The organism is Aliidongia sp. (genome assembly GCF_035943795.1).
GTDB lineage: Bacteria > Pseudomonadota > Alphaproteobacteria > ATCC43930 > CGMCC-115725 > Aliidongia.
Genome location: NZ_DASZBY010000147.1, coordinates 95,503 through 111,811 on the forward strand (window position 1 = coordinate 95,503; position 16,309 = coordinate 111,811).

The 16,309-nt window shown below is 66.2% G+C and carries 16 protein-coding genes; 10 read left to right on the forward strand and 6 right to left on the reverse strand.

Annotation, left to right across the window (positions count from 1 at the left end):
• Positions 1-29: 29 nt before the first annotated feature.
• Positions 30-806, reverse strand: coding sequence for an ABC transporter permease (locus tag VGV37_RS28690; protein ID WP_326883276.1), 777 nt, complete (start codon positions 804-806; stop codon positions 30-32).
• The gene (locus VGV37_RS28695) at positions 803-1,729 is read right to left on the reverse strand and encodes an ABC transporter ATP-binding protein (protein WP_326883277.1); all 927 of its coding nucleotides are present in this window, start codon (positions 1,727-1,729) and stop codon (positions 803-805) included. Before VGV37_RS28695 ends, VGV37_RS28690 begins: the two co-directional genes overlap by 4 nt.
• A gap of 221 nt (positions 1,730-1,950) precedes the next feature.
• Between VGV37_RS28695 and VGV37_RS28700 the strand changes: the two genes are divergently transcribed.
• Together VGV37_RS28700 and VGV37_RS28705 are read left to right on the forward strand one after the other, a co-directional pair.
• A complete protein-coding gene (locus VGV37_RS28700; protein ID WP_326883278.1) occupies positions 1,951-2,532 on the forward strand; it encodes a DUF1579 domain-containing protein in 582 nt (193 codons plus the stop codon).
• Positions 2,529-3,431: an arginase family protein gene (locus tag VGV37_RS28705; RefSeq protein ID WP_326883279.1), complete on the forward strand. Its 903-nt coding sequence runs from the start codon at positions 2,529-2,531 to the stop codon at positions 3,429-3,431. The genes VGV37_RS28700 and VGV37_RS28705 overlap by 4 nt, the downstream gene beginning before the upstream one ends.
• A gap of 6 nt (positions 3,432-3,437) precedes the next feature.
• Here the strand turns inward: VGV37_RS28705 and VGV37_RS28710 are convergent, their stop codons facing one another.
• The 4 genes from VGV37_RS28710 to VGV37_RS28725 are packed head-to-tail and all read right to left on the reverse strand — an operon-like array spanning position 3,438 to position 6,584.
• The gene (locus tag VGV37_RS28710; RefSeq protein WP_326883280.1) at positions 3,438-4,394 is read right to left on the reverse strand and encodes a nucleoside monophosphate kinase; all 957 of its coding nucleotides are present in this window, start codon (positions 4,392-4,394) and stop codon (positions 3,438-3,440) included.
• Between the two features lie 38 nt (positions 4,395-4,432).
• Entirely contained in the window at positions 4,433-4,927 is a 495-nt protein-coding gene (locus VGV37_RS28715; protein ID WP_326883281.1) for a nicotinamide-nucleotide amidohydrolase family protein, read from the reverse strand.
• A complete protein-coding gene (locus VGV37_RS28720; RefSeq protein ID WP_326883282.1) occupies positions 4,928-5,392 on the reverse strand; it encodes a phosphatidylglycerophosphatase A in 465 nt (154 codons plus the stop codon).
• 13 nt (positions 5,393-5,405) lie between these two features.
• Entirely contained in the window at positions 5,406-6,584 is a 1,179-nt protein-coding gene (locus VGV37_RS28725) for a bifunctional 2-C-methyl-D-erythritol 4-phosphate cytidylyltransferase/2-C-methyl-D-erythritol 2,4-cyclodiphosphate synthase (protein WP_326883283.1), read from the reverse strand.
• Positions 6,585-6,846: 262 nt separating this feature from the next.
• On the opposite strand from VGV37_RS28725, the gene dusB reads away from it, so the two are divergent.
• From dusB to hfq, 8 genes are all read left to right on the forward strand, one after another.
• Positions 6,847-7,833 (forward strand): tRNA dihydrouridine synthase DusB, encoded by a 987-nt coding sequence (gene dusB, locus VGV37_RS28730; protein ID WP_326883284.1) that lies wholly within the window; start codon positions 6,847-6,849, stop codon positions 7,831-7,833.
• Positions 7,830-8,954, forward strand: coding sequence for a two-component system sensor histidine kinase NtrB (locus VGV37_RS28735; protein ID WP_326883285.1), 1,125 nt, complete (start codon positions 7,830-7,832; stop codon positions 8,952-8,954). The genes dusB and VGV37_RS28735 overlap by 4 nt, the downstream gene beginning before the upstream one ends.
• Positions 8,951-10,396 (forward strand): nitrogen regulation protein NR(I), encoded by a 1,446-nt coding sequence (ntrC, locus tag VGV37_RS28740; RefSeq protein ID WP_326883286.1) that lies wholly within the window; start codon positions 8,951-8,953, stop codon positions 10,394-10,396. The genes VGV37_RS28735 and ntrC overlap by 4 nt, the downstream gene beginning before the upstream one ends.
• 115 nt (positions 10,397-10,511) lie before the next feature.
• Positions 10,512-12,806 (forward strand): PAS domain-containing sensor histidine kinase, encoded by a 2,295-nt coding sequence (locus VGV37_RS28745; RefSeq protein ID WP_326883287.1) that lies wholly within the window; start codon positions 10,512-10,514, stop codon positions 12,804-12,806.
• A complete protein-coding gene (locus VGV37_RS28750) occupies positions 12,796-14,202 on the forward strand; it encodes a sigma-54 dependent transcriptional regulator (RefSeq protein ID WP_326883288.1) in 1,407 nt (468 codons plus the stop codon). The genes VGV37_RS28745 and VGV37_RS28750 overlap by 11 nt, the downstream gene beginning before the upstream one ends.
• Before the next feature lie 152 nt (positions 14,203-14,354).
• Positions 14,355-15,221 (forward strand): D-amino-acid transaminase, encoded by an 867-nt coding sequence (locus tag VGV37_RS28755; RefSeq protein WP_326883289.1) that lies wholly within the window; start codon positions 14,355-14,357, stop codon positions 15,219-15,221.
• Positions 15,218-15,877 carry an HAD family hydrolase gene (locus VGV37_RS28760; RefSeq protein ID WP_326883290.1) on the forward strand — a complete coding sequence of 220 codons (660 nt, stop codon included), beginning with the start codon at positions 15,218-15,220 and terminating at the stop codon, positions 15,875-15,877. The genes VGV37_RS28755 and VGV37_RS28760 overlap by 4 nt, the downstream gene beginning before the upstream one ends.
• A gap of 175 nt (positions 15,878-16,052) precedes the next feature.
• Positions 16,053-16,298 carry an RNA chaperone Hfq gene (gene hfq / locus VGV37_RS28765; protein WP_326883291.1) on the forward strand — a complete coding sequence of 82 codons (246 nt, stop codon included), beginning with the start codon at positions 16,053-16,055 and terminating at the stop codon, positions 16,296-16,298.
• Positions 16,299-16,309 lie beyond the last annotated feature (11 nt).

Genomic DNA, 16,309 nt, shown 5'->3' on the forward strand with positions numbered 1-16,309 from the left:
CTTCAGGCGGTTTTTTTCCGAACGACATGTCACGCCTTGAGGCGGTAGCCGGTCCGGAATATCCATTTCAGGACCCCCAGGCAGGCAAGGATGAAGAACAGCGTTGCCGCGAGACTCACTTCCACGCTGACGTCACCTGCCCCGTAGAAGCTCCAGCGGAATCCGCTCACCAGATAGACGACCGGATTGAACAGGCTGACGGTGCGCCAGACGGGCGGGAGCATGTCGATCGAGTAGAACGCGCCGCCGAGGAAGGTCAGCGGCGTGATCACCAGCGACGGAATGATCGCGAGCTGTTCGAAATTCTTCGCCCAGATGCCGATGATGAAACCGAACAGGCTGAAGGCGATCGAGGTCAGGAGCAGAAAGGCGACCATCCATGCCGGGTGCATGATCCGCACCGGCACGCACAGCGTGGCGGTGGCCAGGATGATCAGACCGATCATGACCGATTTCGATGCCGCGGCACCGACATAGCCGACGACCGCCTCGCCGTAGGAGACCGGCGCCGACAGGATCTCGAAGATCGTGCCGGTGAACTTCGGAAAATAGATGGCGATCGAGGCGTTCGACACGCTCTGTCCCAGCAGCGACAGCATGATGAGGCCGGGTACGATGAAGGACCCGTATTCGACGCCGCCGACCTGCTGCATCCGCGAGCCGATCGCACCGCCGAACACCACGAAATAGAGCGCGGTGGTCACGACGGGCGTCGCCACGCTCTGCCAAAGCGTGCGGACGGTGCGGGCCATTTCCGCCTGGTAGATCGCCAGCATCCCGCTGAAACGGATGGGAGCGGCGCTCATGCCGCATGCTCCAACAGGCCGACGAAGATTTCCTCCAGAGAGCTCTTCTTCGTATCCAGGTCGCTGAAGGCGATGCCGAGGCTGTCGACGAGGCGGAGCAGTTCCTGAATGCCGGTCGTCGCGGCGCTTGCGTCGAAGCGGTAGGTCAGCCGTTGCCCGTCCTCCTCGAGCTCGAGCGGCCATCCTGCCAAGCCAGGCGGCAGGCTGGTCATCGGTTCGGCCAAGGCCAGCGTCAGTTGCCGTTTGCCGAGCCGCTGCATCATCGCGGCTTTTTGGTCGACGAGCACGATCCGCCCCTTGTCGATCACGCCGACCCGATCCGCCATCGCTTCGGCTTCCTCGATATAATGCGTGGTGAGAATCACGGTCACGCCGCGGTCTTTCAGCCGGCGAATGACTTCCCACATGTCTTTGCGCAAGGTGACGTCGACGCCGGCAGTGGGCTCGTCCAGGAACAGCACGTCCGGCTCGTGGCTGAGCGCCTTGGCGATCATCACGCGGCGCTTCATGCCGCCGGACAGCTCGATGATCCGGCTCTTTCGCTTGTCCCAAAGCGACAGATCCCGCAGCAGGCTCTCGACATAGGCCGGATTGGTCGGACGGCCGAACAGGCGGCGGCTGAAGGTGACTGTGTTCCAGACCGTCTGAAAGATGTCGACCGCGATTTCCTGTGGAACGAGGCCGACCTTCGATCGGGCGGCGCGGAATTCCATGGCCGCGTCATGACCATCGATCGAGACCGAGCCCGAAGTCATCGTCACGGTGCCGCAAATGATGCTGATGAGCGTCGTCTTGCCGGCGCCGTTCGGCCCGAGGAGCGCGAAGATCTCTCCCTTCGCGATCTCCAGGTCGATGCTGTGAAGCGCCACAAGGCCGCTGTCGTAGGCCTTCCTGACCCCCCGTACGGTGACGATCGGCGACATCCAATTCTCCGCTCCGGCGGCCAAGCGGGCCGCCTCGAAACATGCCCAACGCCGGCGGCTGGTTTGTTAGCACAACCGGAGCGTCCGCTGGCGAACTCTCTGGATGGCTCCCGCGTAGGCTCGCCTGCCTTTCGACCAGGGTGGAATCCATAAGTTGACCTTATGGTCGGGCCGAGGAACGCTCGTTTCCCCAGACACGGGATTTGCGGCGATATGGGCGCATGGTCCTTTTCCGCAAAGCTCTCTTCGTCGGTTGCCTGGTCGCCATGGCGACGGCTCGAACGTTTTCGCCCGGCGGTGCTTGGGCCGAATCGATCAACAGCGCATCGGCGGCCGATGGTCGGCACGACTTCGATTTCCTCATCGGTCGCTGGCGCGTGCATCACCGCGTGCTCAAGCGCGGGAGCGATCGTGAATGGGTCGAATTCGAGGGCACATCCGCGACCAGGCCGGTGATGGGCGGGCTTGGCAATGTCGAAGACAATGTGCTGGCCTATCCAGCCGGAACCTATCGCGCCGCCGCCCTGCGATCCTTCGACGCCAAATCGGGGCAATGGTCGATCTGGTGGTTGGATGGCCGATCCCCGCTCGGACCGTTGGACCCGCCGGTCCGGGGAAATTTCCACGACGGAGTCGGGACCTTCTATTCGGACGACGTCGTCGATGGCAAGCCCAGCCGCACCCGCTACGTCTGGTCGAAGATCACCAAGGCCTCATGCCAGTGGGAGCAGGCAACATCCGCCGATGGGGGCGCCACCTGGACCACGAACTGGGTGATGAATTTCAAGCGAGTCCCGCGATGACCAAGATCGAATTGATCCGAGCGCCGTCCAACCTGGGCCTGCGTCCGCTTCGTCCGGGGCACATTCCAGGCGCTTGGCGCGCGCCCCAGGCGTTGAAGGATGCCGGGCTGGAGCGTCTGCTGAACCCCGCCGAGATCGTGGAGCTGCCGCGACCGACCTATAGCTTCGAGCCCGAGCCGGACACACGCATCGGCAATGGCCGGGAAATCCGGCGGTTCAGTACGGTGCTGGCCGAGGCCGTTTCTGCCGCGCTCGTCCGACGGCGCTTTCCCCTGGTCGTCGGCGGCGATTGCAGCGTGCTGCTGGGCTGCCTGCTCGGCGCGCGCCGCCACGGCGCCTGCGGGCTGGTCCATGTCGACGGGCACAGCGATTTCTTCAATCCCGGCAATTACGACCCGGCGAGCCGCCTGGGTTCGGTCGCCGGCATGGACCTGGCGCTGGCGACCGGGCGGGGCGAGGCGTTGCTGACAGACTGGGGAACGGGTGTGACACCGCTGGTCGCCGATCGGGACGTGGTCCAGATCGGCGAGCGGGAGGCCTGCGACGGCAACTACGCCTTTCCGGATATCCACGACACGGTAATCCGTCGAATGGAGATCGGCCGATTCCACCGGCTCGGTCCCGAGGCCGCCGCGGCGGAGGCGCTCGGCGCCTTGGACGGCCCGTCTCGCCTGTGGCTGCATGTCGACCTCGACGTGCTCGACCAGCTGGTCATGCCGGCGGTGGATTCGCCCGGCACGCCGGGCATGACCTATACCGAACTGGAGCATCTGGTGAAGACGCTCCGCGCTTCCGGCCGAATCGTCGGGGCCGATGTCACGATCTACGATCCGGACCTGGACCCGGACGGACGCCATGCCCGCGCCATCGCCCGATGCATCGGTGAGGCGTTCTCCTGAACGACCTCAGTTCGCCCGGGCCGCCTTCGCCTGCTGCGACGCCAGCATCCGGTCGATGATGAAGCGGGGCAGGCCCAGGCCGCGCAGGGCGGATCGGACGACATTCTCGATCGATCGCCCCAGATCGAACCGACTGGTCCCGTCATCCTGCGTCGTGTAATGCGGCTGATGGGCATCGATCAGCGCGATCCGGTCGGAGCCCAGCTTTTCCTTGAGGTAGTCGACGCTCGGCTGGACGTTCTCGACATAGAATTCGAAACGCTTCAGCAGCGAATCCTTGTCGTCGTCGATCCGGCCGCGCAGTCCGGCCCGGTGCAGCATCTCCTGCTTGCTGATGCTGAGATGCAGCACCTTCAGCACCGGCAGATGGAGGGCCGCCAGATCCTCGAGCAGGCGCTCGGCCGCGACCCGGGTGCGCGGATAGCCGTCGAGCAGGAAGATCTTCTTGTCGAGGTCCGGCAGTTGCTGGATGTCGGCGGCGATCAGCGCCTGGGTCCAGCGGTTCGGCACGAGCAGGCCGTGGGTGGTGCAATACTCCAACCAGTCGAGCTGGCTGGCGGTCCGCCAGTCGGCCGACACGCCGCGCTTCCTGGCCAAGGCGGCTGCCAGCGGCACCGCCTGCTCCTCAATCTTGCGCGCAAGTTCCGGCTTGCTGTCGATGCAATCGAGGATCGGCACCTGGTCGCTGATCGAATAGCGATCCGCCAGCAGTTTCATGAAATCCGGCGAGCGGGCGCGTTCGTAGGTGCGGCGCAGGATGTCGCCCATCGACAGCCAGCGATCCCGTTCGATCGACAGCAGCTCGCACATCGCCTTGGCAATCTCGCCTTTGCCGCAGCTCGACGGGCCCGTCAGGATGATGACGCCCGAACCGGCGATCTCGACCTCCTTGAAGATCAGCCGGCGGCCGAGATCCAGTCCGCGGACGGGCTCGACCGTCGGGGTGTCGTCATCGCGTGCCATGGGAGCGCTACCTTTCACAACCGCACTTTGTGCGGAAACTAACTTGTAATTGCCGTCACCAGAAGCGCCAGGGCTTCCGACACGGTCGCTTGCCGAATCTCGGCCCGGTCGCCCGGAAAGATCTTGTGGGCGGTGAGGGTGGGCCGGCCGCGCCGGGCCACGCCGAAATGAACCAGGCCGACCGGCTTCCCGGCGCTGCCGCCGCCCGGGCCGGCGATACCCGTCACCGAGACGGCCAGATCGACGCGCGGCAGTCGGTCGAGCACGCCGTCCGCCATGGCGGACGCCACCGCATCGCTGACCGCGCCGACCGTCGCGAACAGTTCGGCCGTGACGCCGATCATCGCCGTCTTCGCTTCGTTCGAATAGGTCACGAAGCCGCCCTCGACGACGTCGGACGATCCTGCGATCGCGGTAAGCGCCCCGGCGATCAGGCCGCCGGTGCAGGATTCCGCCGTGCCGATCCTGAGTTTGTGGGCGCGGCTGAGCGCCAGCACCCGCTCGGCGGCGGCAAGGGTTTCGGCATCGATCATCTACAGCCCCACGACCCGGTCGATCAGCCAGAGGCCGAGACCCGAATAAACCGCCGCCAGCACGTCGTCGAGCATGACGCCGAGCCCGCCGTCGACCGAGCGGTCGGCCCAGCTCGCCGGAAACGGCTTGGTGATATCGGCCGCACGGAACAGCAGCAGACCCACCAGGTAAGCCGGGATGCTGAGCGGGCCACACGCGAGCGTCAACCATTGCCCGACCACTTCGTCGACGACGATGATCTGCGGGTCCTGGATGCCCGTGGCGCTGACCAGCCGGTCGGAGGCGATCCAGCCGGCGACGAACAGCAGCGAGGCGGCCAGGACCAGGCCCGCCGAACCGCCCCAATACTGGATCGCCCAGGCGAACGGCAGGGCCGCGACCGAGCCCCAGGTGCCGGGGGCCTTCGGTGCCAGACCGGCCCCGAACCAGGTGGCCAGCAGCCGTGCGGGAGCGAGAGAACCCATGCTTCGCCTGGACTCAGAGCGCGCCGGGGAAGGGCAGGCGGACCGTCGCGATTGCCTGCGCCGCGATGCCTTCGCCACGGCCGGTGAAGCCCAGCGTCTCGGTCGTCGTCGCCTTGACGCTGACCCGATCTTCGGACAGGCCCAGGATCTCGGCGATGCGGCTGGCCATGGCCGCCCGATGCGGGCCGATCTTCGGCCGCTCGCAGATCACCGTCACGTCGCAATGGGCGATCATGCCGCCCTTGGCCGCGACCAGGCTGGCCGCATGGGCCAGGAACTTGTCGGAGGCCGCACCGCGCCAGCGCTCGTCGGTCGGCGGGAAATGCTGGCCGATGTCGCCAGCGCCGATGGCACCCAGGATCGCGTCGGTCAGCGCATGCAGCCCGACGTCCGCGTCGGAATGACCCAACAGGGTCTTGTCGTGTGCGATGCGGATGCCGTTGATCCAGCAATGATCGCCCGGCACCAGCTGATGAACGTCGAAGCCCTGGCCGACGCGGACGTCGCCGAGCCGCGCCATGGCCAGCTGTTCGGCACGGGCGAGATCGTCGGCCGTCGTGATCTTGAAATTGTCTTCGTCGCCCATGACCAGCTCCACGTGATGGCCCGACCGTTCCGCGACGGCGGCATCGTCGGTCAGGTCGAGCCCGGCGGCGGCGCGATGCGCCGCCAGGATGTCTGCATAGCGGAACGCCTGGGGCGTCTGCGCGCGCCACAGATGGGTCCGGTCCACGGTATCCACGATCCGGCTGCCTTCGGCGCGCTTGACCGTGTCGCGCACCGGCACGGCGGCAATCGCTGCCACATGGCGGTCGAGGCTGGCGATCAACCGGTCGATGGCGCCGGTCGAGATCAGCGGGCGGGCCGCGTCATGGATCAGCACCCGGTCGGGTGCCGCCGACGCGATCGCCTCGAGGCCGTTGCGCACCGAATCCTGCCGCGTGGCACCGCCGGAGACGGGCTCGGCAAGTGCCAGGCCGGTGGTTGCCGCATCGTAGAGCGCCCGGTCGTCGGGATGGATCACCACCCGCACGCCGGCGACGGCCGGATGATCGAGAAACGCCGCCAGGGTCCGGCGCAGCACCGGCTGTCCCGCCAGCACGCAATATTGCTTGGGCAACGGTCCGCCGAAACGGGCGCCGCGCCCGGCCGCCACGATCAGGACATGGACGGAAGGGAAAGGATCGCTCATGGCGCGGGACACTATCCCGTCCGCGCCACGCGGGACAAGCCATACGGGCGCTTCGGCGCCCCGCGCCGCGCGCCGGCCTCAAGACGGCGGAGCTGCCATTTGGAGGCGGCGCTTTTATTTGTCTACAAACGCATTATTTTCCAGCACTTCGCCGGCACCGATACGCCTGTTTTTCGAGCAAATCGATCTGTCATATTGCAGTTGCGAGAAAACGCCGCTATCTTGCCTAGGCTTTGAGCAAATCGATTGGCATGCGCAGCAAATGAGCATCACTATCGGCCCCATTACGCTTCAGGATCCGGTGATCCTGGCCCCCATGTCGGGCGTTACCGACATGCCGTTCCGCCGTCTGGTCAAGCGCCACGGCGCAGGCCTGGTCGTGTCCGAGATGATCGCCAGCCAGGCGATGATCCGCCAGACGCGCCAGACCATGAAGATGGTCGAGAAGTCGCCCGAGGAATTTCCGATGTCGGTGCAGATCGCCGGCTGCGAGCCAGCGGTGATGGCCGAAGCGGCCCGGCTCAACGCGGACCTGGGTGCGCAGATCATCGACATCAATTTCGGCTGTCCGGTGAAGAAGGTGGTAAACGGCCATGCGGGCTCGTCGCTGATGCGCGACGAAGTTGCCGCCGCCCGGATCCTGGAGGCGACGGTCAAGGCAGTCTCCCTGCCGGTCACGCTCAAGATGCGCATGGGCTGGGACCACGCCAACCTCAACGCGCCGCGCCTCGCCAAAATCGCCCAGGAATGCGGCATCAAAATGGTGACGATCCATGGCCGCACCCGGCAGCAATTCTATACCGGCACCGCCGACTGGGCGTTCATCCGCCAGGTCAAGGACGCCGTGTCGATCCCGGTCATCGCCAATGGCGACATCGTGACCCTCGACGACGCGCGTGCGGCACTCGACCAGTCCGGCGCAGATGGCGTGATGGTCGGCCGCGGCTGCTATGGCCGGCCCTGGTTCATCAGCCAGGTCGCCGAATTCCTACGGTCGGGCCGGCGGATCGCCGATCCGACGCTCGCCGATCAGCTCACGGCCCTGCTGACTCATTTCGACGACATGTTGATCCATTATGGACGGGAGACCGGAGTCCGCATGGCCCGCAAGCACGTTGCCTGGTACTCGAAGGGACTGCCGGCCTCGGCGGAGTTCCGCGCCGGCCTCAATCAGATGGATGATGCCGCCGCGGTGCGCGAGCAGATCCTGCGCTTCTACGATCCGCTGCTCGAACGCCACGCCGCATGATTGCTTCATCGTCGGGCCTGAGGCCGGTCGAAGCGGCGCTGGTTCCGATCGATCCGGACGCCGTGCTGGGGGCCTTGGCCACGCCGGTCATCGTGGTCGACGACGGCGATCACATCCGCCTGGTCAATCCGGCCGCCGAGCAGTTCTTCGATGCGGGCGCTTCGGTGCTGGCGGGCGTGCTGCTGGCCGATCTGGTGCCGGCCGACAGCCCGATCTTCGCGCTGGTCGAGCAGGCGCGCCTATCCGATGGCACCGTGTCGGAATTCGGCATGCACCTGGAAACGCCGCGGCTGGGTCAACGCCTGGTCTCGATCTCCGTCGCTCCGCTGGTCGAGCGGCCGGGCCATGTAGTGCTGTCGTTCCACGAACTGTCGCTTGCCCAGAAGATCGACCGGCAGCTGACCCACCGCCACGCGGCGCGCTCGGTCACCGGCATGGCGGCGATCCTGGCACATGAGGTCAAGAACCCGCTGTCCGGCATTCGCGGTGCGGCCCAATTGCTGGAGCAGACGGCGAACGAGGCGGACCAGGAACTGACGCGCCTGATCTGCGACGAAGCCGACCGGATCGTGGCATTGGTCGACCGGATGGACGTGTTCTCCGATCCGCATCCGTTCGAGCAGGACGCGGTGAACATTCACGAGGTGCTGGAGCGGGTCCGCAAGATCGCCCAGAACGGCTTCGGCAAGCACGTTCGCTTCATCGAGGAGTACGACCCGTCCCTGCCGCCGGTCCGCGGCAATCGCGACCGCCTGGTGCAGGTTTTCCTCAATCTGATCAAGAATGCGGCAGAAGCGGCCCCTGAGGAGGGCGGCGAGATCACGCTGACCACCGCTTATCAACATGGCATCAGGCTTGCGGTACCGGGCAGCGACAGCCGCGTGCATCTGCCGCTGGTCGTGTCGGTTCAGGACAATGGCGCCGGTATCCCGGAAGACCTGCAAGCCCATCTGTTCGATCCGTTCGTGACCACCAAGCGCAATGGCACGGGGCTGGGCCTCGCATTGGTCGCCAAGATCATCGGCGATCACGGCGGGGTCATCGAATTCGACAGCCAGCCGCGCCGCACCGTGTTCCGCGCGCTGCTGCCGATGGCCACCAGGGACGGAGCCGCCGCATGACGAGTTCAACCATCCTCGTCGCCGATGACGACCGTGCGATCCGCACGGTGCTGAACCAGGCGCTGGGGCGTCTGGGGCACGACGTCCGGACGACGGGGAATGCCGCCCAGCTATGGCGCTGGGTTGCCGACGGCGAGGGCGACCTGGTCATCACCGACGTGGTGATGCCCGACGAGAACGGCCTCGACCTGCTGCCGCGCATCAAGAAGATGCGGCCCGACCTGCGCGTCATCGTGATGAGCGCCCAGAACACGCTGATGACCGCGGTCAAGGCGACGGAACGCGGCGCCTTCGAATACCTGCCGAAGCCGTTCGACCTGCGCGAGCTGATGAACGTGGTCGAGCGCGCCCTGTCGGCGCCGAGCACGGCGATGCCCCATGTCGCCGACGGCCATGATCCCGACGAGCAATTGCCGCTCATCGGCCGGTCCCAGGCGATGCAGGAAATCTACCGGGTACTCGCCCGCCTGATGGGTACCGACCTCACGGTCATGATCAACGGCGAGAGCGGCACCGGCAAGGAACTGGTCGCCCGTGCGCTCCACGACTATGGCAAGCGCCGGAACGGCAATTTCGTCGCGGTCAACATGGCGGCGATCCCGCGCGAGTTGATCGAGTCGGAGCTGTTCGGCCATGAAAAGGGCGCCTTCACCGGCGCCGTGTCGCGCAGCCAGGGCCGGTTCGAGCAGGCCCAGGGCGGCACCCTGTTCCTGGACGAGATCGGCGACATGCCGATCGAGGCGCAGACCCGCCTGCTGCGCGTGCTGCAGGAAGGCGAGTACACCACGGTCGGCGGCCGCACTTCGGTCCGCACCAATGTCCGCATCGTTGCCGCGACCCACCGCGACCTGAAGCAGTTGATCCGCCAGGGCCTGTTCCGCGAGGACCTATTCTATCGCCTCAACGTCGTGCCGATCCGCCTGCCGCCGTTGCGCGAGCGCAGCGAGGACATTCCGGCGCTGACCCGGCACTTCTTCGGCATCGCGTCGAGCGAGGGCCTGCCGCTGAAGAGCCTGACCGGCGAAGCCATGGAACGGCTCAAGGAATATCGCTGGCCGGGCAATATCCGCGAGCTCGAGAACCTGGTCCGGCGCATCGCGGCGCTCTACGCCCAGGAGGTCATCGACCTCAACGTCATCGAGCAGGAACTGGCCGAGACGACGCCGGCGGCGGCGACCAGCGAGATCCCCGCCAATGAAGGCATGGGGCAGGCGGTCGAACGCCACCTGCGGGAATATTTCGCCGCGCACAAGGACGCGCTGCCGGCCGGCGGCCTCTACGACCGGGTGCTGCGCGAGGTCGAACGGCCGCTGATCCTGCTGACCCTGGCAGCAACCCGCGGCAACCAGATCAAGGCCGCGCAATTGCTGGGTCTCAATCGCAATACTTTGCGTAAAAAAATCCGCGAGTTGGACATCCAGGTGATCCGCGGCCTAAAATAGCCGATGCACCGTGGGCGGGAATGTGCCGGCCTGCGGAATGGCGATCGGCCGCTCGTCCTCGGAGCACTGATCGATTGTCGGTGGCGCGAACAGGTCGGCGCCGCCGGGTTACGAGATGAACACGGAAAAGCCGATAGCCAGGTCCCGCCTTCACCGCTTCATCGCCCGCTGGGCAACCCGTGCCGCACTGGGCCGCACGGCGACGCTGGTGTTGGCCGTGCTGGCGATGGGCTCGGTCATCGCGACTTACGTCACCTTTACCGGCGCGCCGCCGTTCGGGCCGGACCATGGCAGCATGCTGCTGCTGCTCAACCTCAACCTCGTCCTGCTGCTGATCTTCGGCGCGATCGTCGCGAAGCGGCTGGTCGAGGTCTGGACCCAGCGGCGTCGGGGTCTGGCCGGTTCGCGCCTGCATATCAGGCTGGTCGTGCTGTTCAGCACCGTCGCCGTGGCGCCCACGATCATCGTGGCGATCTTCTCGTATCTGTTCCTCAGCTTCGGCATGGAATCCTGGTTCAGCGACAAGGTGCGGACCGCAATCGAGGAGTCCCGCGCGGTCGCCCAGGCCTATCTTGAAGAGCATCAGCAGAATATCCGGGCCGATGCGCTCGAGGTCGCGGCCGACATCAACCGCAACGCCTTCAGCTTCGCCCATAATCCCAAGGCGCTGGGCGCCTTCATCGATGACGAGGTCCGGCTGCGCGGCCTGACCGAGGGCCTGGTCTATTCGGCCCAGACCGGCACGATTCTGGGTCAATCCGCCTTCAGCGCCGCCCTGTCCCTGGAGAAGCCGCCGTCCTGGGCGTTGAACAAGGCCATGACCGGCGAGGTCGCGATCCTGAACAGCGAGGCCGAGGATCGCGTGCGCGCCCTGGTCGAGCTGGAGGCGATACCGAACGCGATGCTCTATGTCGGGCGGCCGGTGGATACGCGCGTCCTCAATCACCTGATCGCGACCAATGCCGCCGCCACCCAGTATGAGCGGCTCGAGGGCGAGCGGTCGGGCTATCAGATCAAATTCATCCTGGTGTTCGGCGCCGCCGCCCTGCTGCTGCTGCTGGCCGCGGTCTGGTTCGGCGTCAATTCGGCCAGCCAGATCTCCCGACGCATCACCGGCCTGGTGGTGGCCGCCGAGAAAGTGGGTGGCGGCGATCTGTCGGCCCGCACCGCCGAACTGGACGAGAACGACGAATTCGGCAGCCTCAGCCGCGCGTTCAACCTGATGACCCAACAACTGGAGACCCAGCAGACCGACCTGGTCGAGGCCAATCATCAGCTGGACCTGCGCCGCCGCTTCACCGAGACCGTGCTGTCCGGCGTTTCGGCCGGCGTCATCGGGCTGGACGAGCGCGGGCTGGTCAACCTGCCCAACAAATCGGCCTCGCAACTGCTGGGCAGCGATCTCGACGCGGTGCATGGCCAGCCGCTCGCCGAGATCGTGCCGGAGATGGAGCCGCTGATCGTGGCCGCGATGGATCGGCCGGACCGGCTGATCGAGGGACAGATCCGCCTGCTGGTCGGTGCCAGGGCCATGGTCCTGCTGGTGCGGATCGCGAGCGAACAGGGGCAGGGGGCGACGCCGGGCTATGTCGTGACGTTCGACGACATCACCGAACTGCTGTCGGCCCAGCGCAAAGCCGCCTGGGCCGACGTCGCCCGCCGCATCGCCCACGAGATGAAGAACCCGCTGACACCGATCCAGCTGTCGGCCGAGCGGCTGAAGAAGAAATATCTGGCCGAGATCAAGAGCGATCCGGACACGTTCGTGCTGTGCACCGACACGATCATCCGGCAGGTCGGCGACATCGGCCGCATGGTCGACGAATTCTCGTCCTTCGCGCGCATGCCGGCGCCATTGATGCGGCGCGAGAACCTGCTGGAGCTGACCCGCCAGGGCGTATTCCTGCAGCGCACCGCCCATCCGGAGATCGAATTCGACGTCGATTTGCCGACCCGGCCGGTCGAGGTCAGTTGCGATTCGCGACAGATCAGCCAGGCGCTGACCAATCTGCTGCAGAACGGCATCGACTCGATCCACGCCCGTCAGGTCGCCGACGCCGCGGCGGGCCGCCCGCCCGTGCCAGGCCGCATCCGTGTCCGCCTGCTGATCGAGACCGTGCGAACGGTCCTGGCGGTCGAGGACAACGGCAAGGGCCTGCCGAAGGATGGTCGCGAGAATTTGACCGAGCCTTATGTGACGACTCGCGCCAAGGGAACCGGTCTTGGGCTTGCCATTGTGAAGAAGATCATGGAAGACCACGCAGGCGAATTGATATTGGACGATGGGTCGATCGGCGGGGCTGGCGTCAGCCTGGCGTTCCCGGGCGGCACGGCGGATCAGTCGCCGCACCGGGCCGGCACCGCGTCGGCCCCGATAAACCAGACGGAAGTGGTCGTTCATGGCGCATGACATCCTGATCGTCGACGATGAGGCCGACATCCGGATGCTGCTCGCCGGCATCCTGCAGGACGAAGGTTACCAGACGCGCGAGGCCGCCGACTCCAAGGAGGCGCTGGCACGGATCCGGGCGCGGCAGCCGAGCCTGGTCATCCTCGACATCTGGCTGCAGGGCAGCGAACTCGACGGCATCGAAATCCTGAAGATCATCCGGCGCGAGGCGCCCCAGCTGCCCGTGCTGATGATCTCCGGCCATGGCACCATCGAGACCGCGGTCGCGGCCATCAAGATCGGCGCCTATGATTTCGTCGAGAAGCCGTTCAAGTCCGACCGCCTGCTGCTGCTGGTCGAGCGCGCGATCGACGCGGCACGCCTGAAACGCGACTATGAGGAGCTGAAGCTGCGCTCCGGCGCCGACGTGGAACTGGTCGGGGCGTCGAGCGCCATGAACCATCTGCGCCAGGCGATCGAGAAGGTGGCGCCGACCGGCAGCCGCGTGCTGATCAGCGGGCCGGCCGGTTCCGGCAAGGAAGTGGCGGCCAAGCTGCTGCATTCCAGCTCTCGCCGTAGCAAGGGGCCGTTCGTCGTGCTGAATTGCGCGACCATGCGGCCGGACCGGCTGGAGGTCGAGCTGTTTGGCACCGAGCCGGGGGCCGAGGGGCCGGACAGCCCGCGCAAGATCGGCACCTTCGAGCAGGCCCATGGCGGCACTCTCGTGCTCGACGAGGTGGCCGACATGCCGCTCGAAACCCAGGGCAAGATCGTGCGTGTGCTGCAGGAGCAGGTGTTCGAGCGGGTCGGCGGCAACAACCGGGTCGAGGTCGACGTGCGCGTGGTCGCCTCGTCGAACCGGGACCTGCCGGCCGAGATCCTGGCCGGCCGGTTCCGCGAGGACCTGTTCTATCGCCTGTCGGTCGTGCCGATCAAAGTGCCGTCGCTGCGCGAGCGGCGCGACGACATTCCCCAGCTGACCCGCTATTTCATGGCGCGCTCGGCACAGAACGCCGGCGTGGGCGCCCGCGAGCTGGGCGAAGACGCCATGGCGGCGCTCCAGGCCTATGAGTGGCCCGGCAACGTGCGCCAGTTGAAGAACGTCGTCGACTGGCTGCTGATCATGGCGCCGGGCGAAGCCAAGGATCCGATCCGCGCCGACATGCTGCCGGCCGAAATCGGCTCGATCGTGCCGACCGTGCTGAAATGGGAGAAAGGCGGCGAGATCATGAGCCTGCCGCTGCGCGACGCACGCGAGGTATTCGAGCGCGAATACCTTCTGGCCCAGGTCACGCGCTTTGGCGGCAACATCTCGCGCACCGCCGCCTTCATCGGCATGGAACGCTCGGCGCTGCATCGCAAGCTGAAGTCCTTGGGCGTGCTGAACGGCGACCGCGCGATGAAGGTCACGCCGTAGGTTTCCACGTCGTTTCCGCGCAAGCGGGAGTGACGAGGAGTCGTTTTGGAAATGCCCGGCGTTTCAGATGGTTGCGGTTGCACAGGGCGCGCTTCACGGGAACCGCCGCCACCCGCATAATGGGGGCCACGATCTCGGTTCGGGGGTTCCCAATGTCGCGCTTTTCCTATGTGAATGGCCGCTTCGTCCGTCACGGCATCGCCAGCGTCCATATCGAGGACCGCGGCTACCAATTCGCCGACGGTGTCTATGAGGTCATAGCACTCGCGGGCGGGCGTTTCGTCGACCTGGATCTGCATCTGACCCGGCTCGACCGGTCGCTGGGCGAGTTGCGCATCGCGCGGCCGATGAGCGACCGGGCCTTGACCATGGTGCTGAGCAATCTGGCCAAGCGTAACGGTATCCGCGATGGCAGCGTCTATCTTCAGGTCACGCGCGGCGTGGCGCCCCGCGACTTCGCCTTTCCGGTCGATGCGGTGCCGCAGGTCGTCGCCACCGCCCGGCGTTTCAAGCCGGTCGATCCCAAGGCGCTGGCCGATGGCGTCAAGGCGATCACGATTCCCGACCTGCGGTGGGCGCGCTGCGACATCAAGTCGGTGGCCCTGCTGCCGGCCGCCATGGGTAAGCAGGCCGCGCGCGAGGCTGGTGCCTACGAGGCCTGGCAATATGACCGAGACGGCTTCGTGACCGAGGGCACGTCGAGCAACGCCTGGATCGTGACCAACGAGGGCGAGCTCATCACCCGACCGCCGACCAATGCGATCTTGAACGGCATCACGCGCCAGGTGATGATCGAGCTGGCCAAGGATGCCGGCCTGCGGTTCGTCGAGCGCGCCTTCACGGTCGACGAGGCCCACGCCGCGCGTGAGGCTTTCGTCACCAGCTCGACCTCGTTCGTGATGCCGATCACCCAGCTCGACGACGCCACGATCGGCAATGGCAAGCCCGGCTCGTTCTCCGTGCGACTGCGCGAGACCTACCTGGCGCGCATGGCCGAGATCGCCGGCGCCCGGGCATGAGCCTCGCCCGGCCGCGCGCGCTGGTCTTCGACTGGGATAACACGCTGGTCGACAGCTGGGGCACCATCCACGCGGCACTCAACACCATGTTCGCCCGGATGGGGCACGAGCCCTGGACCCTGGATGAGACCCAACTCAAGGTCCGCAAGTCCCTGCGCGACGCGTTCCCGGCCATGTTCGGCGACCGCTGGGAGGAGGCACGCGACCTGTATCTCCAGGCATTCGAGGCCCTGCACATCGAGCGCCTGTCGCCGCTGCCCGACGCCGAGGTGCTGGTCCAGGCGATCGTGGCGCGGGGGCATTACCTGGCCCTGGTGTCGAACAAGACCGGGCGCCTCCTGCGGGACGAGGTCGCGGCGCTCGGCTGGGGCCATTATTTCGCCAAGGTGATCGGCGCCGGGGATGCGGTGCGCGACAAGCCGGACCGGGCACCGGTCGACCTGGCGCTCGACGGTAGCGGTATCGCGGCCGGACCGGCCGTCTGGTTCGTCGGCGACACCGGGATCGACATGGCTTGCGCGCTGAACGCCGGCTGCGTCCCGATCCTGGTCCATGGTCCCGAGGGCGGCCTGCTGCGCGACGAGGAGTTCGCCGACGCGACGCCGGCGCGTCATTTCAGAGATTGCATGGCGCTCGCGCGCGAGATTTCGCAGTAGCGAACTTGCAACGGACGGGTCGGATGTACAAATCCTTCTGGTGACGGAGGCTGCCGACCCTGATCGCTGGGTCCGGATCGTGCAGGAACTTTTTTGTCGGGACCCATCGTTGGGAACCCGTAAGGCCTGGGCTTCCTTCGGGAGGCTCCAACAACTTGTAAGAAGGGATTACCCCATGTCCGAAAAGTCACAGAACGTGCAGGACGTCTTCCTCAACTTCGTCCGGAAGAACAAGACGCCGGTCACCGTCTTCCTGGTGAATGGCGTCAAGCTCCAGGGCATCATCACCTGGTTCGACAATTTCTGCGTCCTGCTGCGCCGCGACGCCCATTCGCAGCTCGTCTACAAGCATGCGATCTCGACCGTGATGCCGGCGGCGCCGGTGCAATTGTTTGATGGCGACAAGGATGGTGAGGCCTGAGCGGCGCGATC

Excerpts from the sequence above, each read along its gene's own strand:
- VGV37_RS28690 (WP_326883276.1), bottom strand. The coding sequence starts at position 806 with ATGAGCGCCGCTCCCATCCGTTTCAGCGGGATGCTGGCGATCTACCAG.
- VGV37_RS28695 (WP_326883277.1), bottom strand. The coding sequence starts at position 1,729 with ATGTCGCCGATCGTCACCGTACGGGGGGTCAGGAAGGCCTACGACAGC.
- VGV37_RS28700 (WP_326883278.1), top strand. The coding sequence starts at position 1,951 with ATGGTCCTTTTCCGCAAAGCTCTCTTCGTCGGTTGCCTGGTCGCCATG.
- VGV37_RS28705 (WP_326883279.1), top strand. The coding sequence starts at position 2,529 with ATGACCAAGATCGAATTGATCCGAGCGCCGTCCAACCTGGGCCTGCGT.
- VGV37_RS28710 (WP_326883280.1), bottom strand. The coding sequence starts at position 4,394 with ATGGCACGCGATGACGACACCCCGACGGTCGAGCCCGTCCGCGGACTG.
- VGV37_RS28715 (WP_326883281.1), bottom strand. The coding sequence starts at position 4,927 with ATGATCGATGCCGAAACCCTTGCCGCCGCCGAGCGGGTGCTGGCGCTC.
- VGV37_RS28720 (WP_326883282.1), bottom strand. The coding sequence starts at position 5,392 with ATGGGTTCTCTCGCTCCCGCACGGCTGCTGGCCACCTGGTTCGGGGCC.
- VGV37_RS28725 (WP_326883283.1), bottom strand. The coding sequence starts at position 6,584 with ATGAGCGATCCTTTCCCTTCCGTCCATGTCCTGATCGTGGCGGCCGGG.
- dusB (WP_326883284.1), top strand. The coding sequence starts at position 6,847 with ATGAGCATCACTATCGGCCCCATTACGCTTCAGGATCCGGTGATCCTG.
- VGV37_RS28735 (WP_326883285.1), top strand. The coding sequence starts at position 7,830 with ATGATTGCTTCATCGTCGGGCCTGAGGCCGGTCGAAGCGGCGCTGGTT.
- ntrC (WP_326883286.1), top strand. The coding sequence starts at position 8,951 with ATGACGAGTTCAACCATCCTCGTCGCCGATGACGACCGTGCGATCCGC.
- VGV37_RS28745 (WP_326883287.1), top strand. The coding sequence starts at position 10,512 with ATGAACACGGAAAAGCCGATAGCCAGGTCCCGCCTTCACCGCTTCATC.
- VGV37_RS28750 (WP_326883288.1), top strand. The coding sequence starts at position 12,796 with ATGGCGCATGACATCCTGATCGTCGACGATGAGGCCGACATCCGGATG.
- VGV37_RS28755 (WP_326883289.1), top strand. The coding sequence starts at position 14,355 with ATGTCGCGCTTTTCCTATGTGAATGGCCGCTTCGTCCGTCACGGCATC.
- VGV37_RS28760 (WP_326883290.1), top strand. The coding sequence starts at position 15,218 with ATGAGCCTCGCCCGGCCGCGCGCGCTGGTCTTCGACTGGGATAACACG.
- hfq (WP_326883291.1), top strand. The coding sequence starts at position 16,053 with ATGTCCGAAAAGTCACAGAACGTGCAGGACGTCTTCCTCAACTTCGTC.